The following is a 21,685-nucleotide window of genomic DNA, read 5'->3' as shown; positions in this document are numbered from 1 at the left end:
TTTTATGCGTTACTAATGGCAGAACCTTTTAGTAGCTTTTCCACATTCATTTAAGAAAGGGACCGGCACACAAGAGCCGGTGCGTGCATGAACAACAAAAAGACCCTGCAGTATGGCGTGATAGCCGCCATCGTGCTCATGGCCATTTATGTGTTTACTTTCCTTGGAAATGACACCCGAGGCTATAAGCCCGTAGAAACTTCCGTGGCCGTTACCCAATTGGATAACAAAAACGTCAAGGAAGTGGAGATCGACGATCGCGAGCAGCGCCTGCGCATCAAGCTCAAGAACCCGATCGAACACGAAGGGCAAAAAGACGTCTCGGAAATCCTGACCAAGTACCCCGCACGCGCCTCCGCCGACATCTTTAACAAGGTGGAAAAGTCCGAGGCAGAGAAGTTCACCACCAAAGTGAACCAAGAAAACTTCTTTGTTTCCATGCTGAGCTACATCCTGCCGATGCTGCTCATGTTCGGCATCATCATGTTCATCTTCAGCCGCATGCAAGGCGGCCAAGGCGGCATGTTCGGCTTCGGTGGCTCCCGCGCCAAAGAGCTCGACAAAGACATGCCCACCAACACCTTCGCGGATGTCGCAGGTGCAGACGAAGCTATCGATGAGCTGCACGAAATCAAAGACTTCCTCGAAGATCCCACCCGCTACGAAGCACTCGGTGCCAAAATCCCACGTGGCGTTTTGCTCTACGGCCCACCCGGCACCGGTAAAACACTGCTCGCACGCGCAGTCGCCGGCGAAGCAGGCGTACCGTTCTACTCCATCTCCGGTTCCGACTTCGTCGAAATGTTCGTCGGTGTGGGCGCATCCCGCGTCCGCGACCTCTTCAAACAAGCCCGCGAGAACAGCCCCTGCATTATCTTCATCGACGAGATCGACGCAGTCGGCCGCCAACGCGGCTCCGGCATGGGTGGCGGACACGACGAGCGCGAACAAACACTGAACCAGATGCTCGTGGAAATGGACGGCTTTGGTGACCGCGAAGGCGTCATCATCATGGCGGCCACCAACCGTCCCGACATCCTCGACCCAGCACTGCTGCGCCCAGGCCGCTTCGACCGCCAGATCCCAGTGACCAACCCCGACCTCAAAGGCCGCGAACAAATCCTGCGCGTCCATGCCAAAGGCAAGCCCTTTGCCAAAGACGCCGACATCACCGCACTGGCACGCCGCACCGCCGGTATGTCCGGTGCCGACCTTGCCAACGTGCTCAACGAAGCAGCTCTGCTCACCGCACGTATCGGCGGCAACGTGATCACCGCAGACGCACTCGAAGAAGCAACCGACCGCGTAATCGGCGGCCCACGTCGATCCTCCAAGGTGATCTCTGAGAAGGAAAAGAAAGTCACCGCCTACCACGAAGGCGGCCACACCCTATCCGCATGGGCACTTAAAAACATTGAGCGCGTGTACAAGGTGACCATCCTTGCCCGTGGGCGTACCGGCGGACACGCTATGACCGCCCAAGAAGACGACAAGGGCATGTACAACCGCGACGAGCTCTACGCACGCCTCGTGTTCGCCATGGGTGGTCGCGCAGCCGAAGAACTCGTCTTCGGCGAACCAACCACCGGTGCCTCCGCCGACATCGAACAAGCCACCAAGATCGCCAAAGCCATGCTCACCGAGTACGGAATGAGCCCATCACTGGGCATGGTCAAATACGGCGAAGAACAAGGCGACCCCTTCTCCGGCCGTGGTGGATCCGGCACCCTGGAATACTCCCCAGACGTTGCCGCCCAAATCGACCGCGAAATGCAATACCTGCTGGATAAAGCCCACGCAGAGGCCTACAGCATCCTTGCTGAGCACCGCGACTACCTTGACAAACTCGCCGAAAAGCTCCTCGAAAAAGAAACACTTCGACGCCCCGACCTCGAAGCGCTATTCGAAGGTATCGAGCCACGCGAAGTGGGCGATGTATTCCCTAACGAAAACGATCGCTTCCCACGCCAAGCAGGCCGAGAACCAGTCAAGACCCCAACCGAACTCGCTATCGAGCGCGGCGAAGAACCACCTAAGCCGTTCTCCATCCTGGAGGCATCCAAGGCCGCACGTGCCAAGCGGGAAGCAGAACTCGCCGCACGCAACGCAGGGGCTGCACCCGTAGCACCCGCACAAGGACCACAGGAACCCGCACGCGGACTCGGACATATGGACGGCACCGCGCAGCGCGTCGAAAAGCCTGCAACCCCTGAAACCCCTGCGGTCAAGGAACAACGCTACGGTGGCACCCCGCCACCACAAGGCTGGACCGCACCAGGGTGGCCACCAGCGCAACCCAAGAACGCAGATACCCCTGCCTCCGTGCATCCTGGCGTGAAAAACTATGCAGACGACAGCACAACCGCAGCCCCTGCCGAACCACAGGAAGAAGTAGGCTTCCAACTCCCAGAAAACGAGCGCACCGAAAACCCGTGGGAGAAACCACAAGATGAAACCGGTCGCCACCGCGCACCATCGGACAGTGAGCGCCCTTCGTCTGACCCCACCCAAGTGATAAAACGAGTCGAAGACACTGACGAGTAAAACCCCATGACCGCACAATTTGATCAACAACGCGCAGAAGCCGCAGTCCGCGAACTGCTCATCGCCGTCGGCGAAGACCCCGACCGCGAAGGACTGCAAGAAACCCCTGCGCGTGTAGCCAAGGCCTACGCCGAAATGTTCGCAGGCCTGCACACCGACCCCACCGAGGTCCTCACCAAAACCTTCAGCGAGGACCATCGGGAAGTTGTCCTCGTCCGCGACATCCCGATCTACTCCACCTGCGAACACCACCTTGTGCCTTTCTTCGGCAAAGCACACATTGGCTACATCCCAGGCGAATCCGGAAAAGTCACCGGCCTTTCCAAACTCGCACGACTCGTTGACCTCTACGCCAAACGCCCACAGGTACAAGAACGCCTGACCACCCAAGTGGCAGACGCATTGGTAGACAAACTCCAAGCCCAAGCCGTGATTGTGGTCATCGAATGCGAACATCTCTGCATGGCCATGCGCGGAATCCGCAAACCAGGGGCAGTGACCACCACCTCGGCTGTTCGCGGCGGGTTCAAAACCAATGCGGCCTCCCGCGCAGAAGTCCTCAGCCTCATCCGCGGCTAACATGACCTTCATCTACGACAGCGACTGTGGGTTTTGCCAATGGTCCGCCCAGCACTTGGCCCGCATCAACCCAGCACTAACCATCACACCAGGGCACCCCACCGCCGCCGAACTCCACACCGAGCACGGCGTTGAGCGCGGCCACCGAGCCATCGGAATGGCGTTAGTGCAGGCACCACGCCGCTGGGCACACATCGCCGGTTGGGTGCTGCTGCGGCCTTATCTGCATTGGCTGTTCGCCGGAATCTACGCGGTGATCGCCCGCTACCGGCACCGGCTTGGGCCCTTGGTGGGGGCGTCGTCATGCAGGCTATAAGAATGTGACTGCACAATCGGTCTGGTGAGTTACACCCAACTCGCCAGACCGATTTTCCGTAACGCGTAGTATGAGCACCACAACCACCCAAATACAACAGGCAAGTGATAAAAGGAGCAGGGCGTGAGCGCGAAAGACCTCATCATTCCCGAGCGAACAGCCGTCATGGGCATTGTGAACGTCACCGAAGATTCATTTTCCGACGGTGGCCGCTGGCTCGACATTGATGCCGCAATCGACCACGCCCGCGACCTCGTAGCAGCCGGCGCAGACATCATTGACGTCGGCGGCGAATCAACACGCCCAGGAGCCACTCGCGTTGACCCCGACGTTGAATGCAGCCGCGTAGTCCCCGTCATTCGTGCGCTGTCCGAAGAAGGTATCGTCACCTCCATCGACACCATGCGTGCGAGCGTCGCAGCCGCAGCAGCAGAAGCCGGCGTAAAGCTCATCAACGACGTATCCGGTGGACTTGCCGACCGTGCCATGTACTCCGTTATGGCCGACACTGAACTACCGGTATGCCTCATGCACTGGAAGACCGTCCGCTTCGGGGATGCGGCAGGAAGCGCCGATCACGGCGGCGATGTTGTAGCAGACGTGCACCGCACCCTGGATAAGCTGGTCACCTCTGCACTCAACGCCGGTGTCAAAGAAAACAACATCACCATCGACCCAGGCCTCGGCTTTGCTAAAACAGAAGAAGACAACTGGGCACTACTACGCGCCCTACCGGAATTTATCGCAGGCCCATACCCCGTGCTCGTTGGGGCCTCACGCAAACGCTTCCTCATGGCAGTCCGCGCCGCCCGAGGCCTGCAAGCAGGACCAATCGACGCCGACCCCGCTACCGCAGCGGTCACCGCAATCGCCGCACAAATGGGTGCATGGTGCGTGCGCGTGCACGAAGTAGCAGTGTCCCGAGACGCGGTCGACGTTGCGGCCTTGTGGAATGCGTGATTGTTATGGCTGATCGTATCGAGCTTAAAGGCTTGCACTGCTTTGGCTACCACGGTGTTTTTGAACACGAAAAACGCGAAGGCCAAGACTTTATTATCGACGTCACCTGCTGGTTGGACCTGCGCCCCGCAGCAGCCTCAGATGACCTGACACAAACGGTTCACTATGGGGAACTAGCCCAGCTCGCCCACGATATTGTGACAGGCCCGCCACGTGACCTCATCGAGGCCGTAGCTGGCGAGATCGCCGAGTCTGCGATGGCAACATTCCCGCTTATTACAGCCATTGAGGTCACGGTACATAAACCACAAGCGCCGATTCCTCTAGAATTTGCCGATGTAGCAGTAGTTGCCCGTAGGTCGAGGAGGTAACCGGCGAATATGCGCGCAGTGCTTTCTATTGGTTCGAATATGGATGACCGCTATGCCTTGCTGCGAACGGTCGTCGAAGAATTCGCGGGAGAGATCGTGGCAGCATCTTCGATCTACTCCACGCCGCCGTGGGGAGTAGAAGACCAAGACGAGTTCCTCAACGCGGTCGTCATTGTGGACGTCGATAGTTCGCCCCTTGAGTTGCTACGACGTGGCCAGCGCCTAGAAGAAGCCGCACGTCGACGTCGCCTGCGGCACTGGGGTCCGCGCACCCTAGACGTCGATGTCGTGACCATCTACAACGACGACGGCACCCCCATGGTATCCACCGATCCCGAGCTGACCCTGCCGCACCCCTACGCCCACGAACGAGCCTTCGTGCTCGTGCCCTGGGCAGAAGCAGACCCCGAAGCTGAATTGCTCGGTCAGAAAGTAGCGCAGCGCGCAGCCGCGTTAGGTGAAACATTCCCAGTGGCAGGAAGCCTATGAAATCAACCAACTGGATAGCCCTCATCGGTCTTGGCGTATTCTTCGCAGCAGCGTCGCTGCTGCTTGTCGCACGATTCTATGGCTCCATGAGCTCAGTGCCCATCAGTGTTGCACTCATGCTGTGGGCGATGACGATACTGTGCGTGCTGCTGGCCGTGCGGGTGCGAGGCAGGATTCGCGACGAAAAAATCGGGCAAGATCGCTCTCAGCTTAACCCCGTCACCGCCGCCGAATTCTTGATCGTAGGAAAAACCTCGGCATGGACGGGGGCAGTGTTCGGGGGAGCGTATACCGGTATGGCCTGTTATGTTGTGGCCAAGTATTCAGAACTGACTGCAGCAGCACAAGACACGCCTGTTGTTGTGGCTGCGGCATTAGGAGGAGTGGGGATGTCGGCCGCCGGATACTGGCTGGAAAAGTGCTGTACCGTGCCGCCCCCACCACAGGGCGAGGGAGTGCGGTAGTTTGGAACGCATGGAGAAGGACAACGGGCAAAAACTTTTGATCGCGCTGGTTGTGTTATCACTGATAGCCAGCGTGGTGATGCTTATAACGGGCAACGTCGGCGCACTCAAGATCGCGCTATTGGCATCGCTGTGGGCAGCGGTCATCGGTTTTTTCCTCGTGAGTCGCTACCGCACCCAAGCAGAGCTGGCGCGTGCGGAACTAGAGATTGAACGCGAGCACCACAAGTCCGAGATCGACGCAGCGCGCGAAACAGAGCAGCAGCTGCGCCAGCGCGACGAGGAAACGCTGGAGAAGATCAAAGAGCAGCTCAATGAGGTGCGTACCCAGCTAGAGTCCCTCACCGGCCAAGTGTTTACTGAACCAGCTATGCTGCGCGCACAGGCGCGTCGTATCCATGAGATCGAGGCAGCAACCCCTGATGTTGCTCCTAGCGTCTCAGAAAACATTGCCGAGGTAGTCTCCCGCTTTACCCCCACCACCGCGGAGAAAACCCCAGAGCCTGCGCGTAGCCCACGCGTTGACGAGACTGCAGAGTTTAAGATCCCAGCCCCTGAGGCGCCAAGGCCCAAGGCTGGCAAAAGAGACAAGCCCAAGCCGGCACCGGAAAAGAAGCAGACCAAGAAGCAAGAACTGCATATCCCAGGTGCGAAGTTCCAAGACTACTTGGATAAGCCAGCACCCAAGCCCACGATTGCGGAGCCGCAGGGTGCTTACTTTGACCAGAAGTCCTTCCGAGACGCTGTTGCCGAAAAAGAAACACTGGCCAAGAAATCCGACAACAAGGCACGCCCCTTTGATACCGGCCAGTTTGCCAAGGTGGACTGGTTGCAAGGCCGCGGCTCGGAAGAAAAGAAGAACGAGCCGCATGGGCGCAGGCGTCGCGACGAACACAATAACTCTGTTTCCGTTGCCGACCTGCTCAAGCGGAACCAAAAATGACGCCACCGCGCATGCGGATCAGTGGCGACAACGAACTCGTGCAAGCACTTCTCGCCCACGGGCATGTGCTTGCCGAGGCCAGCGAAGCCGAGCTGATATTTGATCCCACGCAGCTTGTTCGACGCGGCCAGATCGTAGCCCACCTCGGGCACGCCACACTAGCGGATCTTGACGCATATTCCAGCGGGCATGCCTTTGTGCTGACTAAGCTCATGCCACAGATCTACGCTGTGACCGCCTCCGATGAACTCGCCGGCATGGTGGCAGAACTTTTGATAAGCGAACTCGGCGGACGCGTAGTTCATGTACCAGAAAGCCAACGCGATCGCCTCACCGCAGGGCTTGCCTACGCCGGATTTATTGGTCAAGTGCGCGCCGAAGCCCGCAACCTGCTCACCGAGGCTCTGGGCAATGCCCATCATGCCGACGAAGTGGTGGAACAGCTCACCGACGCAGTCGCCCCGCCACTGGATGTAGCAGCTCTCGAACGCGGCTACCATGCCATCGACTCCGTGGGTACCAAGCGCCTCTACGCCCAGCTTGCGCGTCGAAGCGGGGAAGTGTTCCACAACAACGACGTAGAGTTGTGGGCAATGAACCAAGAACAAAACAACACATAAGGAATACAACGAGTGTTTGAATACCGTGCTGCCACACTTTTCGACGCAGCAAAAATTGCCATGGTGGCACGCGCCTTTAAAAAACAAGGAAAGCCCGTCGTATTCGTCCCACTCGGCAGCGGCGTACATGCCGGACACCGAGCACTACTACGAGCCGCACGACGGATCCCCGGTGGCATCGTGATCGTAGCCAGCCAGCACGATGATCCCGCCTTTGCAGAAGAAGGCGTTGATGCAGTGTTTTTGTACGAGCCGGAAGAACTACGCACCCTTATCCAGGTGCCGAGCATCGGGATGCAGCCAGCCCAAGAACTCTCGGAAAAAGTCACCCGTCGAATCGCCTTAACTAACCTCGTTGGTCCCAGCGATGTGATCTTTGGTGAAAAAGACTACGAGCTACTGGTCCGCACCCAACAAGCGCTCAACGACCTCAACATCCACGTCACCGTGCACTCCGTACCAACCGTGCGCATGCCGGATGGAATCGCCATCTCTTTGCGTAACACTACCGTGCCGGAAGACGAGCGCGAGCATGCGCTAGCGCTTTCTGCGGCTATGACGGCCGGAGCTCATGCTGCAGAAGACGGGGAAGAAGCCGTGTTGCGAGTTACCCACCAAGTGCTGGAAGCTGCTGGAGTGACCCCCGATTATGTGCAGCTTCGTGCCATGAACTTGGGGGAAGCGCCAAAAACCGGCGACGCTAGGTTATTTGTAGCCGCAACCTTTGGAGATGTGCAGCTAACAGATAACGCCGGCGTGCCGGTGGGAGTGGGATTTAAAAACCTCGACTAGGAGGCGGTGATACGCGCTTCGGCGTCCTCACGGGAGGCGTCGAAAAGCGTGCGATCTAGGATCTTTTCTTGGCGAGCCACGATCGCTGGGACCAAAGCTTGACCTGTGACGTTGACGGCAGTACGGCCCATGTCGATGATCGGCTCGATAGCAAGCAGCAGGCCGACGCCCTCAAGTGGCAGACCCAAAGTAGACAACGTCAAGGTGAGCATGACGGTAGCGCCCGTGGTGCCAGCCGTGGCTGCAGAGCCAAGAACCGACACGATCACGATGAGGATGTAATCGGTAAACGACAGTGGCATGTCGTAGAACTGGGAAACAAAGATAGCGGCCACAGCAGGGTAAACAGCTGCGCAACCGTCCATCTTGGTGGTAGCACCCAGTGGAACTGCAAAGGACGCGTAGTGCTTGGGAACGCCAATAGCTTCGGTGGTCTGTTCGGTCACGGGCATAACACCCATCGAGGAGCGGGTGACAAAGCCCAAGGAAAATACTGGCCAGACGCGCTTGTAGAACTGGGTGACGCTGAGCCCGTGGAACTTCAGTACCAGCGGGTAAATAACAGCAACTACGATGGCGAGGCCGACGTAGATGGTGAGTACGAACTTGCCTAATGCGCCCATGGCCTCAAAACCATAGGTGGCTACTGCCTTGCCGATCAGTGCAGCGGTGCCGATGGGGGCGAGCCTAATAATCCACCACAAGACCTTCTGGATGATCTCCAAGAAGGAGCGGTTGAAGTTGATAAAAGGCTCGGCCTTTTCGCCTACCTTGACGGCAGCGATGCCGAGTGCGATGGCGATTACGAGGATTTGCAGCACGTTGAAGCTTAGCGAGGTGGTGGCAGCACCATCAACGATTTTGGTGGTGGACTGTAAACCTAAAATGTTGGAAGGGACGATGCCTTCGATAAATGCCCACCAAGATCCGACTGAGGACGGTGCCTTGGCGGTGTCTTGGATGCCAGTAGTTTGACCTGGTTTGAAGATAAGACCGACCGTGATGCCTGCTAGTACGGAGAAGAACGCGGTGATGGCGAACCAGATGAGGGTTTTGACTGCTAATCGGGCGGCATTGGTGACTTGGCGCAGGTTGGCGATGGACGTAATAACAGCGGTGATCACCAGTGGGGGGATCAGCACTTTGAGGAGGGTAACGTAATCACTGCCGATGGTGGTCAGCGTGGCAGTAAGCCAGTTGTCTTCCGGCATTGAGTTGGCGATGAGCCCTAAAACTACGCCTGCGATGAGGCCGTAGATGACCTGAGCTCCGAAGCTATTCCATTTCATAAATAGACACAGTAGTACTTAATGGTCTGTTTTTAAAAGACCGATTGGTCTATTGGTTCTTTTTTTGCAGGTCGTCCAGGTTTTGCGATCTTGCCAACGTTCTTAGGAAGGCGTCCGGCGCGGCGTAATTGTTCACGTAACATCATTTCGATTTGGGAATTCACGCTACGTGTTTCGTCCTGCGCCCACCGCGAAATCGCATCGGCCACGGCGGGGTCGATGCGAAGCGGAATATTTTTACGGGGCATTAGGTATAAAGGCTGCCTGTGTTGAGAACGGGTTGGGCATTGTTGTCAGAACACAATACTACGAGCAGATTTGATACCATCGCAGCGCGTCGTTCTGGGTCAAGGTCGACAATCCCACGAGACTCCAACTGCTCCAAAGCGCTTTCCACCATAGATACGGCACCTTCAACTATCGCCTCACGGGCATCCACGATCGCGCCGGCCTGCTGCCGTTGCAACATCGACTGTGCGATCTCGGGAGCATAGGAAAGGTTGGAAATACGAGCCTCGATGATCTCGAGCCCGGCCACAGCTACCCGCGCTGCTACTTCGTCGGCAAGTTCTTGTGATACCAGCTCGGTGGAGCCGGAAAGTGAAGGCGCTTTGGCTGTGCCGCCATCGTATGGGTGGGTGGTGGCTACGTGGCGCAGCGCCGATTCGGACTGGGAGTAGATGAACTCTTCCATGTCTTCAACTGCGAAGGTGGCTTGGGCGGTGTCGGCCACCTGCCAGACGATGATCGCGCCAATGTTGACGGGATTTCCGTTGAGGTCGTTGACCTTGATCTCGTTTGTTTCAAAGTTGCGTACGCGAACCGACACCTTTGTGGTTGTGCTCAGTGGTGGCACCACGGAAAGGCCGGTGCGGCGAGAGGTGCCCAAGTAGCGGCCAAAAAGCTGCACCACTCGAGTGTGTCCAGGGGAGGTTACACGCACCATGCTCAGGGGCACTAGGGAAAGTGGGATAAGGATAATACCTGCTATCAGCATGGCGATCATTGCCGGTGAGGCGGAGCCGGCTGCGGAATCCATTTTTTCGGCTGCCATGATGATCATGGTGATAGCGGCGATGAAAACGACGCTGTCCAGCGCGAGAATGCCAAGCGCTAGGCCGGTGCCGCCAGTCCATGGCTGCTTTTCGGTGATTTGAACGCGGGTGCCTTCATGTCCAACGGGTTGAGTGTTGGTGACGGGGGAGTTGGTGGGCATGGTATGGGCCGGTCCTTTCAATGTGGGGGCCGATGGGGGTGTTAAAACCTGATATCACTTTAATTTAAGTGATATCACTTTTCAAGGGGTAGCGGTGTTTGTGCTGGAGGAGGGGGTGTGAAGGGTTTCTGCTTCACGCTGCGGGTGTTGTTTTCGGGCATGCTGAAGGGTCGATTGGGCTTCTTGCACAATCGGCTTCGGGGTTTGGAGTGGTTAGGCTGCTGTGGCCTCTTGGGTTGTGGGGATGTCTTTGTAGAGTTCTCCGCTGCGCATTATGGTGAATAAGACGTTGGGGCGTCGGCGTGCGAGCGCGACGACTGCGGCGTTGTGTCTTTTGTCTTCGTTGCGTTTTCGTTCGTAGAATTGCCGGGAATCTACGAAAGAATCTAATTGATGCAAAAGACGATTGCCATAGGGGTGTTCTTTAGTTTTTTGTTGCCGGCTCGGTTGGGTGAATTCGACATGATGGATGTTCCCGACTGGTTCGTCCGTGGCGACAGGCCTGCATAGGAAGCTAGGTGTGCTGTATCAGGAAAGTCGGATATATCGCCGATGGTCATGGGGATTTGTGCGGCGCTACGTGGGCCGATACTGGGCATGGGCAAGAGGATCTCGGTCTGAGGAATGTCTTGGATGAGTTCGAGTACTTGGGCTTCAGTTTCTTTGTGGTGTTCCAGTGTGGCTAGTGCATCTTTGGCGGGCATTGCTATGCCAAGTTGCGCGTATTTCGCACCGGCGATGGATACGGTCTGGCTGTGGTTGGCAGTAAGCATGGCGTCGATGATGGGCTCAGGATTATGTGCTCTGTGATTACGTGCGAAGGCTGCTAGGCGTGCTTTGCTGATGCGTTGAATCTTGGTGGGGCCATTGTATTTCGCTAGTAGGTGGAGGATCCGCTTGCGGTGGATCATCTGTTCACGCAGGACGTGTTCGAATGTGGGGTGGGTTCCTACGAGTGTGGATCGTATCTGGTTGATTAGGTGTGTGTAGGCGCGGGCGATGATGTAGGCGTTGCGTATATCGGTCTTGGAGTTGTTGATGTGGGTGCGTGGTAACTGTCGCATGGTGAGCTTGGGGAGGTGGCGAACGTCGGCGCTGATTGCTTGGGTGACTGTGACGGTGGCCTGTCGATGTTGTTGGGCTGATCGACGACGACAAGGACTTCTGTGTCATTGGTGAGGAATGTGTCGAAGAGCTTGCGTAGCGAGCCTTCGTGTTGGCATCTATATTACTGTGAGATCTCGTGCCGTCTGGGCTGGGTTAGGTTCCTATTGAGCTGTTGGAGTATGTTACTGTCTTCGGTGGTATCACCTCCTCGGATCTTTTTTTAACGGGGACAGGGATAAGCCATACCGAAGCCAGTGACTAGGTCTATTGTTTTTTTCGGACGGCGGGAATGGGCATAAACATAGTCCGCCTACTCGGGTGGGCAGGCTATGGATCTTCGGTGCCTTGGGGTGGAACTGCTAACAACGTAATGGCTTGGGATAAGGGCTTCTAACCTCTCGATGGTTACTCATTATTTTAAGCGATATATACCCTTTTCATTGGCTAACTAATCGGCTAACATAAATTTATGAGTACGCCAGTCATTCAAGTCTCCGAACTTACCAAGTCGTTCTACCGGCACGGCCAACGTGGGCTTGTTGTCGTCGATCGGGTGTCGTTTAGCGTCCCACAGGGCCAGATTGTTGCTTTTTTGGGTCCAAACGGTGCTGGAAAATCCACAACGATCGACATGATTTTGGGGCTCAGCTCGCCTGATTCTGGTCAGGTGAAAGTACTTGGTGAGCCTCCGCGCAAAGCCGCATGCTCTGGCAAGTGCCAGGCAGTGCTTCAGTCTGGTGGGTTGCTTCCCGACTTCACAGTGCGGGAAACTATTCAGGCAGTTGCCGCCGCACATGGAGCGCGTGGGCGGGTAAAAGACGTGATTAAGCGTTGGGATCTGTCTAGTTTTGCTCGCAGAAAAGTAGAGAAATGCTCTGGGGGCCAGCAACAGCGATTGCGTTTTGCGTTGGCCATGCTCTCAGATCCGCAAGTACTTATCCTGGATGAGCCCACTGCCGGATTGGACGTTGAGGCACGTCGGAAGTTTTGGCGCATCATGCGCGAAGAAGCGGATGCTGGCCGCACGATTATTTTTGCTACTCATTACATCGAAGAGGCGGATGATTTCGCGGAGCGCGTCATCTTTATCAGCGAAGGAAAAATCGTCGCTGATGGCCCCATCGAAAAAATTAGGGCGTCAGTTCGAGGTGCAACCGTTAGCGCTGTTATTCCGGGTGCTTCCACGAAAGAGCTCGCTGGCCTGCCTGGGGTTAAGACCGTAAGCATTAACGGTGATCGAATCACACTGGACACTACGCAGCCAGACGACGTTGCGCGATACCTCCTTAATCGCACATCTGCTTATGACTTGTTGGTTTCAACGACATCGCTTGAAGACGCATTTATTGAGCTGACTCATTCACGCGATGCTAAGGCAAAGGACGCAGCATGAATATTCGGTTTGGTCTCATAGACGTCAAGCGCATCGTGCGTAATCCGGCGAACCTGGTATTCGCAATCTTGCTGCCAGCGGGAATGTACATCCTTTTTGGTGCTATCCAAAGTTATGCGGAGATCAAGCTGGGACACGGCAATGTAAGCGCGACAGTGATGGCATCGATGGCTGCCTATGGTTCTGTCACCGTGGCGACGAGCCTTGCTGCCACTTCGGCGCTGGAGCAGGAAAAAGGCTGGGGACGCCAGTTGGCGATGACCCCTCTCGTTGGCGGGAAATACATTGCTACCAAGGTATTTACGGTTTTGGTGGTTTCCCTTGCCCCAGTCATCGTGGTGTACGCCATCGGCGCTTTGACGACGGCCCAGATAGAAGGCGATCTTCGGTGGGCTTTGGCGTTCTTAGCGTCATGGCTTACGGCGGTACCTTTTGCGCTCTTTGGGCTGGGAATTGCACTGCTTATTCGCGGTGAGGCTGCCTTGTCCATTGCCTCTTTTGGCGTACTGATCTGCGCATTTTTGTCCAACATGTTCATTCCGCTCAGCGGATTTTTGCTCTCCATGTCACGTTTCATGCCGCTCTACGGGGTAAATAAACTAGCGCGTTTTCCTATATCTGGCGCAGAAGAGGCCGCTGCGAATGGGACGTTAGCCTCTGTTCCCCTGTGGTGGGCCGTAGCGAATATCACCGCGTGGGCTGTTGTGTTTGCGCTACTAGCCTTCGCGGCGTCGAAACGCCAGCAAAAACGATAAACGCAGTGCCTCGGAGCGGTTACGCAAAGGGGTGGCACGTCGTTTCTAATGGGTTTATGATGCCACCGGTTGCTTGGCTGCAAAGCTGGGCGGGTCGCTCCATAAACTGTGCTCGTTGGCGGTCCCAACCAAAGTCGATAGGGACGAGGCCTGGGACGACCACGGTCACGGCTGTGAGGCCATATTCCTGGACATCGGCCAGCGTGGTGTTTATGCGGATGGGGTCAAAGCCGGCGTCGATAAGCGCTGCGAGAGCAGACGGGGTAACTGAGTCTTCAGCCCTGCTGCACCGACGCGGTGGTTGATCTGCGCCGAGTAGCCTGTCGATGGGGGTTGTCCACTCTGGGAGCGACACCTGATTAGCGTGGTCAAGGACAGAACGAATATGTTCCGGCACAGCTGACCCGGCACTGCGAACGCGCTGCCGCTCGGGGTAAAAAGCCCAGGCTTCGTTGAGGGCTGCGACGGCTGCAGCACTGAGCGAATCGCGGCAGGCCGATCCTAAAGACACTGCCGCGCCGTCGTCGACGCAGGCGATAACCACGGGGAATCCGAGATCGGTATAGGCCCGGGCGAGTCGGATCCGAAGCCTCAGTATCCGTGCGCGGCAGAGTAGCGGGCCGAGTTCGGCAATAGAGCTGGGGAGGATGGGCTGGGTAGGAATCGATCGCGCCCACGTGGACATGATGGCATCGCGTTCGATGAGCTCAAGGCATGCCGCATGGGTGGCATCGGCCAGTGAAACTCCAATGGCTGAGCCAGAGGAATTGCCCACGGCCCAACGACGCGCTGGAATGTCTCCGTAATAAACGCATTCAACGGGCAGAAACACAGAATCGTGCGTGCGAAGATTGCGTCCCTCCACCCACATGTGTGACTCATCAGGCGACCATGGAATCAGGCCGCTATTGAGGGCGAGCATGTCCGCCCCGAATCCTAGCTGCGTAGGGGGCACAGCTTTTCCTGAAAAGCTGGTCGCTGGCCCCACAGTCACTCTTCCCCTAGAATGAGCACAGCACAATCTCTCCAGGCCTTCCAGGGCTGCAATGTTTCGGCTGTGGTGTAGCGACTCTGTCTGTCCTGACCACGTGAGATCAAGATTGCAGAGGGCGGTTCTTATGCGGGTAGTCCCCGAAAAGGGAACGGACGTAGTCCAACCGCGATCTAAGTGACCAGGGCCTAGAATCCCCACGGTGGGATCGAGGACAGAAGTGACGATCCCATCAAGAGCCTCCAGTGGAAGCCTATACGGCTTTGAATTTTCAGCAGGTACGGGACGAGGAATTTTCACGACCTGACCCGTGAGTACATGGATTGCCCACGATGAATCGTCTGATAGTTCGGTTGCCACGTCACAAAGGTTTTTTAAGGCATGCGTGGTAGCAAAGCCGGCCGTCCGACGGCGGTCGACTTCGCGTGGCGGAGGCGTGTCTGCAAGGGCAGTAAACGCTAGTGAAGAAGCACTGATCATGATGCAAACAGAACCGGAGCACAACGGGGAAGTCGCTGTGCTCCGGCAGCTTCCTTAGAGAAGAAGCTTGGAGCTAGGAGGAAGACGTGGAAATGCAGGAGGAGGAAGAGGTAGTGGACGAACACATGCTGAAGAATGCGGTGTCATCAGTATCGACGTAGTCGTTTACCTCGAGGCCCTCGACCTCCATTGCGAGCAAATCCAGGTTGAGGTCGGACATGGTGTCCCTGTGCATGTTTGTCATGATGGCGCGCTCCTTTCATGGGAAGACGTACGGTTGGACTACTGATATGGGCTGTCAGGGAAAACTATAAAAATAGCACTATGATCGCCCATAACATTATGGTACCCAGATAAAGTGAAATGTAAATAACAATTATGGTAACGATTTGCTGTTGAAATATCTCAGAACGTAGTTGTTTTCTCCGTGCAAAATTCCATGCAAATTTTGGTAAATTATTGGTTCTGGATATCGTCTCCAAAATCTTGGTTCCGTCTGAATGTGGAACAGGAATAAGGGAGCCAACAAAGGTGAGAAATAAGATTCTGGGGAGCCATGCGGCGCCGTCGGGAAGCACCCCCTCGTGGTAGAGGACCACAGCAAGGCTCGTAAAGATCAGCGTGGTTGCGGGCCCGACCGCAAGCACTGCGACTCTCCCGGCGCGGGAGGACACCGCCAATATTCCAGGTAGCTGCAGGCTGAGGAACCGGCGGGGAAAAGAAGCAGCGGAAAAAGCTGTCGGTTTGATTCCTGTTAGCAGGAAAAATGCGATGCCGTGAGCGCATTCGTGGGCGATGATAGTGATGATGACGCCGGCGAGAATCGTGAAAAAACCGGTGAGGTCAGGCGCGCTATGCGTTTGGGTAAAGGCGGAGCCCGCATATACGATGATGGCCGTTGCTGCTGCCGCAAGTATCATGACCAGGGCGATAAAAGAAACGAACCACCCTCCACGGGGTCGCCCCAATATACCTATGGGATGCGAAGATGCGCTGGTATCCGAGGTCGTAGTGAGCAATCCTCGTTGCTCCATGGCACGTATGGCCTTAGTCACGTGCGGGATAGCGAGCATCCTCGTGTCTACGCTATCTCCGTTGTCTCGTCGCCGGAAGAGGTCCAACAGTATCCAGGCCTGAGGCCCTAGCTCGCTGAGCTCACCCTGCGGATTACGCGCTACGGCGAAACTTCGTTCAGGACTGTGGATGATCGGGCCCAACGCCGCGCCGGGAGCAAACCGAAGATCATGAATGCTGGTCATAGCGCCTCCCGATATAACGTGTGCAGTAAATAAGCTAGGTAGGCCTCATCTGAGATGTTGACGGACATCCTGTTGTTGGTCATGTGGACATAAGAGCGCAGAAGAAAAATGGAATTCTCTTTCCACGTGTGGCCGGCCTCTGCGGCAGAATCACCAAAATCGAGCTCTCGGGAATCATATGCATCGTGGAGTTTGCCCACGAGAGAGGTCATGCGTTGAGTAAAAGTGGCATAGGGTTCGGGAAGACTTGAACCGTCTGGGGCGTGGCGCAAGGCCGCACGAAATGGCGTGGCTGCACGTGAGAGCGACTGAGTCTCGGTGACGATTTTGTGCTGTGCCGTGGGCGAGGTGTAGCTGGTGGGCATAAAAAAAGACGAGGTCCAACCTGCGTGATAGCTTTCCCAAAAACGTCCTATGGATGCGTTGGAAGCCAAAACTGTATGCGCAGTGCAGATCATTCCTAGCGCAGCCGCGGCTAGTCGTGAGGTACGTGCTTCTAAAACGCCAGAGTGTAAAAGCTTCTCGACGAACAACGTCGAGGTTTGAAAAACATCTTGGCTAAGCGACATCCCTATCCGTCCGCCGTAGCGGTCATATTCACGCTCGTAGTAGCGTTCTCGGATGCAGTTATCTGGCTGTAGACGGGGTAGACCATCCTGATCGATATAGTCGGAGAACCTGGACATGGGGTACTCGTGTTCAAAGAGGCGCCGATAACCTTCGGGATTGCACAGGGACAGCTGGGGCGCGCTGGAAGGATGGGAGTCAATCCACGGTTGGATAGCCTGATGCGCTGCGCATACGACGCGCTCGCGATCTGCCGGATTGCAAAGCTCTAGCCTTAAGCGGACGTGTGCGCCCTCCAACCAGTAATTCATATGGAAAAATCGTTTTACCAGTCCTTCTGCAACGCATGTATGAGCAAAAGGCAGCAGGCAGTCGCGGAGCAAGAGAGAAGGGTCTTCTCCATAAAAAATATGAAAAGCGAGCCAAGGGTCGGTTGTACGCATTAGATACCCTCCTTCAAAGAGCGCGTTCCTGTTACTATGTATTCCTGTGCTACACCGGACGCGCCGGCGTGGGGAAAGAATTCCTCAATCACAAACCCGTAGTGAGCGTTGCGCAATGCGCGTATGAGGTTGGTGATCGTTCCCATGATTTGGGAGTTATAAAACTGTCCTTTACCCACAACGCCGTGGGCATCGAATGTTCGCAGAACTCCGCACTCGGGTAGGTCGTGATGTCGGGCAATGCTGCGCCACCACACCAGTGCCTCTTCTAGGAGACACGGAATATCCATAGAGGTGCTTGAGGTGGGAAAAATCCAGCTTTCTCGCGCAAGAACAACATCTCCTAGGAGTAGACGAGCCTGATGCACTATCTCTGAACTCGTGCGCGGGAAAAAGTCCAAGGAACAATGCATGGGTGGCGCTAGGAGCATGAGGGCTTGCGTAGATAATGGCAGTCCCCGGTCAGTGATGTATCCCATGTATGCGGGGAGGAGTTCGGTGCCGTGGGCGTCGAAAAGCTGCAAGCGTCCGCTGGATGCGCAGTAGGCCAACTGCGTGTCTGCGAGTCGAATATCAGACAACCGTGTGGTTTTTCGAGGATGCCCTGGGATGAGGAGAGTGGTTGGGTAGGTGGCCGGATGTGTGTTGAGGTTGGAGACCACTATTCCGGCTGTCAACTCGACAAGCGTCACCCCAGCGTCAGACGCATAATCCGATAATTCGGACCATGCGCGTGCTGCGGAATCCGGCATCGCATGCGCGAACCGAGACCACGGGAAGCCTGGGCCGCCGAGCGTCCGGTTAATCACGACTTTGGCCTCGTCGCCTTGCTGAACGTATGCGTTTAAAGATCGAAACGGATACCTACGAGACTGCACAAGTGGACGATAGTTGGTGAGGAGATTCCGTATATCCACGGGACCAGCGGCGTTGTTTCTTAACTCGGTTACGTGTGCCAGGAAGCGGCGCCGCGCCCGAATCCATTCCCATGCCTTACCCAGTGGCAACGATGCAGTGGACTTCAGGTCATTTTCATCAACTGCCTCAATATCAACCTGCCGCAGCGGCGTGAGGACCTCGGAAACAAAACTATTGACCACCGCCGGAACATCGTGGCAGATTTCCCCACGGGGGAATTTTGCGGACACAAACTCCTCAAACAACGCGCGTTCTGCCTGCCGCACATCAAGCAGATCGACTAGGTCTGCGAGAGCTTCCCAGTCAAGGGCTGTGCACGAGTCCGCGATGGAGGAGGGAATCGTCGATTCTTTCCCGACCCCATCCTCATACACATGGGTATGGAACACCGGCATGCTGGGATCGACGAGTCGCCGGAGGCTATCCAGGTGGTGCGCGAGATCTAGGATCTGAGTGTGCCTGCGGTCAAAGTCGCTTATCGACGCCACCGCGTTGCATTCCTCCGTGATGCGGGCAATGAGACGCGCAGCAGATACGGCCTTGTCCGACCCACGTGCTAAGTGCGTAACTATCGGCTGTTCAGATACCGCTGTGGACGGGGATAAATCGAGAGTGGGAACAACTAAGGCCGAAATTCGGATGGCATCGAGAACAATGCACTTTGTTTGTGCCTTGCTTAAACCTGTATGCGCCGAGAGCTCTGCGGCCAGCTGCTCACACGTGTATTCGTGGTTTTGGGGAGCACTTGTGGCTAAGGCCATGACCTTTCCAAATAGTCCATTGGAATCGACCACTCGGCGTTCCTCCCGGTAAACGGCCAAGTCCCGGTCGCCGACGTGCCCTAGATATTCGACAGAACACCGAGGCAGTATGCAGTGACCATGCTCTGATAACGCGTCAGGATTAACCAGAACCGGAAGTGTGGCAATAAAACCAAAGTCCTTCTTCATAGCAGAGAAAATCTGAGCCATGGCGTAGACGTTCCAACGCGCAATAGTGTGCACAGATGTTGGGGCAAGAGTCTCATCCGAGTGTAGGCTGGCGTGGGACAACTGGGACGGCGCGATTGCGCACAGGGCGGAAAACGGTACTGACCGGGTGGCGCTGCGGATCACGTATCCCAGCGTGGTGCGGTGGGCACGAGCTAGCTGCTTGGCAGACAGCGCACAATCTGTGCTCAGTTTCCGGATGGCTTTTGCCGCTGGGACTGATGCAGCCAGTACTGCTGAATCGACTCCCCGGTCACGGGCGATCTTCCCGAGGCACTCGCGCTCTCTTTTCTTGGAACTCATGAGTACCTTGTGCAGCTGCTCTGAGGACAACACGTTTTCGGCGGCAGTGATCACCGTATCTGCGGCAGTCGTTACGCCAGCAGGCAACCGCACACCAGCGGATGTAGCTTTAGCCAGCAGGGCACGAACTTTGCGCACGTCATGATGATGTGCAGCTCGCTTGAGATCGAGTAGAGCCCGACGCAACACTGTGTTTGTGCACCCCGCGACGTCCTGATGGGCCGCAGAACCAAGGGCATCAAGGGCCGCGTTTACGCGGAGTCGCTGGTCCAGATCGGCAGTAAGTAGTGCGTCGGTGGGGGCGTCGCAAAGTTGGCGTAACGCCTCATACGGCACACTGCAGCTGCGAACCAGGGTTTCATTAAGAAGTTTCCATGAAGTAGTTGTCATAGTAACGAGTTCCTCCACCGTGCATGAGGCCGATCCACACCCACAAGAATGTTGAGGATCGGGACGAGGTTATCTGCTAAACCGAGGTAGTCGCGCTGGTACTGAGCATCAAACCCCAACACAGCGCCCACAGAGACCCGTTCCTGTGCCGCAACAGCATAGACAGCGTGACAAAAGGCCCCGACCTCAGCACATGCCCACCGATAACCAGAGGCGCCGTAAGTAGTGGTTACCCGCTGCAAATCTGCGCATAGCACTAAGACGGCTGAGCTGCGCAGGGGGTCGTAGTTTTTCAGGAGATAGGTGTTGCGCAATAACTCGGGAAGCTGTGGACACGGGCGCGCAGGAGCCGACGCAGGATATGTCTCACTATCCGCTATAAGAGAATGTGCTAAGCCCGTGACGTTGACACACAGCGCGGCTGCTTGGATACCCAAGAAATAATCAGTTTCAGGAGGGGTTCCCAGGAGTGAAGCGGCCGTGGCACGCCCGCGTTGCACCATGCGAGTAAGCACACCCACGTCGATTGGAGCTCCGGAATAGCGCCCAAAAGAGCTGGAGCCTCGCTTGATTATTGCTGGTGGCGGGGCGGCGATTCTTTCCGTAGAAAAAGGCGCACGCATACTCTGCATTTCTCGGAGCCGCTGTTTTTGCAAAGCCACAGTGGTGGGAAAACGTACGGGCATCGTTCCCGAGTGCGCGAGTCGAGCAGCAGTCTGGAGAACGGCTGATGGCGCGCCAGCGGTAACAGTGTCTGAAGGGGAGCCGTTAGGCAGCGTGATCGTGCAATATATGGCCTCGTCGAGGGGATCACTACCAAGGAATTCGGAGAGAGCAAGCTCGTCGGGTGACCAGTCGATCGCCACCGGCCCAACAGCTGCATCCAGTTGGGAGACTAACGCCGCGACAACGATCCCCACATCCACGGAGGTCGCTTGATACGCAAAGTCACCGTACTTAAACGCTGAACGCCAAAACTCCACGGTAACCAGCAGGGTCTCACCGGCAGAACGCGAGTGTTCGCCTCGTGGGGAATCAGCCCTCAACTGCTGCCATTGGCAGGTTATGGGGTTGAATAAGTACAGGCCAGCGGGCAGGTGGCTATCTCTGGGGCTGTATCTGTAGACGTTCACTGGGTATAAGCCTCCGCCTGAGGCTGTATTCCGAGACCACTGAAAAGATTGCGCCTCAGATCGGGTCTTTGTCGGCGAGTTGCAGTCGACTTCTGCGCGCAGATGAGTTCTGATCAGAGAATCCTCCAGCGCTTGCGCAATAGCGATGTCCGTGGGGGACATGGCGTGTGTATGAAGCTGGAAGCGAGGGGCGTCTGGAACAATTTTTGCGGGGTAGGGTTGATGGTTCCAAAAGGGGCCTTGAGCAGGGAAGACCATGCCATGTTCTTTGCGCTCCAGAATGAGCTGCGTGTATTCGGTTGCAGCGTTATCCGTTGTGGCCCAAAAATCTGCAGTATGGCGATCCATAGGACTCACCACCTTTCAGCGAAGCA

20 protein-coding genes and 2 pseudogenes are annotated in these 21,685 nt (G+C 56.3%); 12 read left to right on the top strand and 10 right to left on the bottom strand.

Going from position 1 to position 21,685, the window contains the following annotated elements; translation table 11 throughout:
* Nucleotides 1-87: 87 nt before the first annotated feature.
* From ftsH to CIP100161_RS10120, 10 genes are all read left to right on the top strand, one after another.
* Nucleotides 88-2,544 carry an ATP-dependent zinc metalloprotease FtsH gene (gene ftsH / locus CIP100161_RS10165; RefSeq protein WP_155874107.1) on the top strand — a complete coding sequence of 819 codons (2,457 nt, stop codon included), beginning with the start codon at nt 88-90 and terminating at the stop codon, nt 2,542-2,544.
* A 6-nt stretch (nt 2,545-2,550) separates the two neighbouring features.
* Nucleotides 2,551-3,123 carry a GTP cyclohydrolase I FolE gene (gene folE, locus CIP100161_RS10160; RefSeq protein WP_155874105.1) on the top strand — a complete coding sequence of 191 codons (573 nt, stop codon included), beginning with the start codon at nt 2,551-2,553 and terminating at the stop codon, nt 3,121-3,123.
* 1 nt (nt 3,124) lies between these two features.
* Complete coding sequence (locus tag CIP100161_RS10155) at nt 3,125-3,439, top strand: thiol-disulfide oxidoreductase DCC family protein (RefSeq protein WP_155874103.1); 315 nt, start codon at nt 3,125-3,127, stop codon at nt 3,437-3,439.
* Nucleotides 3,440-3,562: 123 nt separating this feature from the next.
* The gene (gene folP, locus CIP100161_RS10150; protein ID WP_155874101.1) at nt 3,563-4,399 is read left to right on the top strand and encodes a dihydropteroate synthase; all 837 of its coding nucleotides are present in this window, start codon (nt 3,563-3,565) and stop codon (nt 4,397-4,399) included.
* Between the two features lie 5 nt (nt 4,400-4,404).
* Nucleotides 4,405-4,770 carry a dihydroneopterin aldolase gene (gene folB, locus CIP100161_RS10145; protein WP_155874099.1) on the top strand — a complete coding sequence of 122 codons (366 nt, stop codon included), beginning with the start codon at nt 4,405-4,407 and terminating at the stop codon, nt 4,768-4,770.
* Between the two features lie 9 nt (nt 4,771-4,779).
* Nucleotides 4,780-5,259 (top strand): 2-amino-4-hydroxy-6-hydroxymethyldihydropteridine diphosphokinase, encoded by a 480-nt coding sequence (folK, locus tag CIP100161_RS10140; RefSeq protein ID WP_155874097.1) that lies wholly within the window; start codon nt 4,780-4,782, stop codon nt 5,257-5,259.
* Entirely contained in the window at nt 5,256-5,723 is a 468-nt protein-coding gene (locus CIP100161_RS10135; protein ID WP_155874095.1) for a DUF3180 domain-containing protein, read from the top strand. Before folK ends, CIP100161_RS10135 begins: the two co-directional genes overlap by 4 nt.
* Before the next feature lies 1 nt (nt 5,724).
* Nucleotides 5,725-6,666 (top strand): DUF6779 domain-containing protein, encoded by a 942-nt coding sequence (locus CIP100161_RS10130; protein ID WP_155874093.1) that lies wholly within the window; start codon nt 5,725-5,727, stop codon nt 6,664-6,666.
* The gene (locus CIP100161_RS10125) at nt 6,663-7,286 is read left to right on the top strand and encodes a 6PGD fold domain-containing protein (protein WP_155874091.1); all 624 of its coding nucleotides are present in this window, start codon (nt 6,663-6,665) and stop codon (nt 7,284-7,286) included. The genes CIP100161_RS10130 and CIP100161_RS10125 overlap by 4 nt, the downstream gene beginning before the upstream one ends.
* Before the next feature lie 12 nt (nt 7,287-7,298).
* Nucleotides 7,299-8,078, top strand: coding sequence for a pantoate--beta-alanine ligase (locus CIP100161_RS10120; protein ID WP_155874090.1), 780 nt, complete (start codon nt 7,299-7,301; stop codon nt 8,076-8,078).
* On the opposite strand, the gene CIP100161_RS10115 is transcribed toward CIP100161_RS10120, so the two are convergent.
* The 4 genes and pseudogenes from CIP100161_RS10115 to CIP100161_RS10100 form a co-directional block, all read right to left on the bottom strand.
* Nucleotides 8,075-9,367 (bottom strand): dicarboxylate/amino acid:cation symporter, encoded by a 1,293-nt coding sequence (locus CIP100161_RS10115; RefSeq protein ID WP_155874088.1) that lies wholly within the window; start codon nt 9,365-9,367, stop codon nt 8,075-8,077. The two genes, CIP100161_RS10120 and CIP100161_RS10115, sit on opposite strands and share 4 nt — an antisense overlap.
* 32 nt (nt 9,368-9,399) lie before the next feature.
* Nucleotides 9,400-9,615, bottom strand: a complete 216-nt coding sequence (locus CIP100161_RS10110; protein WP_155874086.1) for a hypothetical protein — start codon at nt 9,613-9,615, stop codon at nt 9,400-9,402.
* Complete coding sequence (locus CIP100161_RS10105) at nt 9,615-10,583, bottom strand: SPFH domain-containing protein (protein ID WP_155874084.1); 969 nt, start codon at nt 10,581-10,583, stop codon at nt 9,615-9,617. Before CIP100161_RS10105 ends, CIP100161_RS10110 begins: the two co-directional genes overlap by 1 nt.
* A gap of 213 nt (nt 10,584-10,796) precedes the next feature.
* A pseudogene (locus tag CIP100161_RS10100) lies at nt 10,797-11,802 on the bottom strand (transposase); the annotation flags it as partial.
* A 357-nt stretch (nt 11,803-12,159) separates the two neighbouring features.
* Here CIP100161_RS10100 and CIP100161_RS10095 point away from each other — a divergent pair.
* Both CIP100161_RS10095 and CIP100161_RS10090 read left to right on the top strand, forming a co-directional pair.
* A complete protein-coding gene (locus tag CIP100161_RS10095; protein WP_155874082.1) occupies nt 12,160-13,083 on the top strand; it encodes an ABC transporter ATP-binding protein in 924 nt (307 codons plus the stop codon).
* The gene (locus tag CIP100161_RS10090) at nt 13,080-13,838 is read left to right on the top strand and encodes an ABC transporter permease (RefSeq protein WP_155874080.1); all 759 of its coding nucleotides are present in this window, start codon (nt 13,080-13,082) and stop codon (nt 13,836-13,838) included. Before CIP100161_RS10095 ends, CIP100161_RS10090 begins: the two co-directional genes overlap by 4 nt.
* 19 nt (nt 13,839-13,857) lie before the next feature.
* Here the strand turns inward: CIP100161_RS10090 and CIP100161_RS10085 are convergent, their stop codons facing one another.
* The 6 genes and pseudogenes from CIP100161_RS10085 to CIP100161_RS10060 all read right to left on the bottom strand — a co-directional run bounded on the left by CIP100161_RS10085 (nt 13,858) and on the right by CIP100161_RS10060 (nt 21,659).
* Nucleotides 13,858-15,309 carry a YcaO-like family protein gene (locus CIP100161_RS10085; protein WP_155874078.1) on the bottom strand — a complete coding sequence of 484 codons (1,452 nt, stop codon included), beginning with the start codon at nt 15,307-15,309 and terminating at the stop codon, nt 13,858-13,860.
* A 73-nt stretch (nt 15,310-15,382) separates the two neighbouring features.
* Nucleotides 15,383-15,553: a thiazolylpeptide-type bacteriocin gene (locus tag CIP100161_RS10080; protein WP_155874076.1), complete on the bottom strand. Its 171-nt coding sequence runs from the start codon at nt 15,551-15,553 to the stop codon at nt 15,383-15,385.
* 38 nt (nt 15,554-15,591) lie between these two features.
* Nucleotides 15,592-16,568 (bottom strand): annotated as a pseudogene (locus CIP100161_RS10075) (hypothetical protein).
* Nucleotides 16,565-17,578 carry a lantibiotic dehydratase C-terminal domain-containing protein gene (locus CIP100161_RS10070; RefSeq protein WP_155874074.1) on the bottom strand — a complete coding sequence of 338 codons (1,014 nt, stop codon included), beginning with the start codon at nt 17,576-17,578 and terminating at the stop codon, nt 16,565-16,567. Before CIP100161_RS10070 ends, CIP100161_RS10075 begins: the two are co-directional and overlap by 4 nt.
* The gene (locus CIP100161_RS10065; protein WP_155874072.1) at nt 17,578-20,178 is read right to left on the bottom strand and encodes a lantibiotic dehydratase; all 2,601 of its coding nucleotides are present in this window, start codon (nt 20,176-20,178) and stop codon (nt 17,578-17,580) included. Before CIP100161_RS10065 ends, CIP100161_RS10070 begins: the two co-directional genes overlap by 1 nt.
* Nucleotides 20,175-21,659 (bottom strand): nitroreductase family protein, encoded by a 1,485-nt coding sequence (locus CIP100161_RS10060; protein WP_155874070.1) that lies wholly within the window; start codon nt 21,657-21,659, stop codon nt 20,175-20,177. The genes CIP100161_RS10065 and CIP100161_RS10060 overlap by 4 nt, the downstream gene beginning before the upstream one ends.
* Nucleotides 21,660-21,685: the final 26 nt, after the last annotated feature.

It is taken from the genome of Corynebacterium rouxii, assembly GCF_902702935.1.
Taxonomy (GTDB): Bacteria; Actinomycetota; Actinomycetes; order Mycobacteriales; family Mycobacteriaceae; genus Corynebacterium; species Corynebacterium rouxii.
This window is presented reverse-complemented; position numbering and strand designations above follow the sequence as displayed.

Coding starts and splice junctions, on each gene's coding strand:
- ftsH (WP_155874107.1), top strand. CDS start 88: ATGAACAACAAAAAGACCCTGCAGTATGGCGTGATAGCCGCCATCGTG.
- folE (WP_155874105.1), top strand. CDS start 2,551: ATGACCGCACAATTTGATCAACAACGCGCAGAAGCCGCAGTCCGCGAA.
- CIP100161_RS10155 (WP_155874103.1), top strand. CDS start 3,125: ATGACCTTCATCTACGACAGCGACTGTGGGTTTTGCCAATGGTCCGCC.
- folB (WP_155874099.1), top strand. CDS start 4,405: ATGGCTGATCGTATCGAGCTTAAAGGCTTGCACTGCTTTGGCTACCAC.
- folK (WP_155874097.1), top strand. CDS start 4,780: ATGCGCGCAGTGCTTTCTATTGGTTCGAATATGGATGACCGCTATGCC.
- CIP100161_RS10135 (WP_155874095.1), top strand. CDS start 5,256: ATGAAATCAACCAACTGGATAGCCCTCATCGGTCTTGGCGTATTCTTC.
- CIP100161_RS10125 (WP_155874091.1), top strand. CDS start 6,663: ATGACGCCACCGCGCATGCGGATCAGTGGCGACAACGAACTCGTGCAA.
- CIP100161_RS10115 (WP_155874088.1), bottom strand. CDS start 9,367: ATGAAATGGAATAGCTTCGGAGCTCAGGTCATCTACGGCCTCATCGCA.
- CIP100161_RS10110 (WP_155874086.1), bottom strand. CDS start 9,615: ATGCCCCGTAAAAATATTCCGCTTCGCATCGACCCCGCCGTGGCCGAT.
- CIP100161_RS10105 (WP_155874084.1), bottom strand. CDS start 10,583: ATGCCCACCAACTCCCCCGTCACCAACACTCAACCCGTTGGACATGAA.
- CIP100161_RS10095 (WP_155874082.1), top strand. CDS start 12,160: ATGAGTACGCCAGTCATTCAAGTCTCCGAACTTACCAAGTCGTTCTAC.
- CIP100161_RS10090 (WP_155874080.1), top strand. CDS start 13,080: ATGAATATTCGGTTTGGTCTCATAGACGTCAAGCGCATCGTGCGTAAT.
- CIP100161_RS10085 (WP_155874078.1), bottom strand. CDS start 15,309: ATGATCAGTGCTTCTTCACTAGCGTTTACTGCCCTTGCAGACACGCCT.
- CIP100161_RS10080 (WP_155874076.1), bottom strand. CDS start 15,553: ATGACAAACATGCACAGGGACACCATGTCCGACCTCAACCTGGATTTG.
- CIP100161_RS10070 (WP_155874074.1), bottom strand. CDS start 17,578: ATGCGTACAACCGACCCTTGGCTCGCTTTTCATATTTTTTATGGAGAA.
- CIP100161_RS10065 (WP_155874072.1), bottom strand. CDS start 20,178: ATGACAACTACTTCATGGAAACTTCTTAATGAAACCCTGGTTCGCAGC.
- CIP100161_RS10060 (WP_155874070.1), bottom strand. CDS start 21,659: ATGGATCGCCATACTGCAGATTTTTGGGCCACAACGGATAACGCTGCA.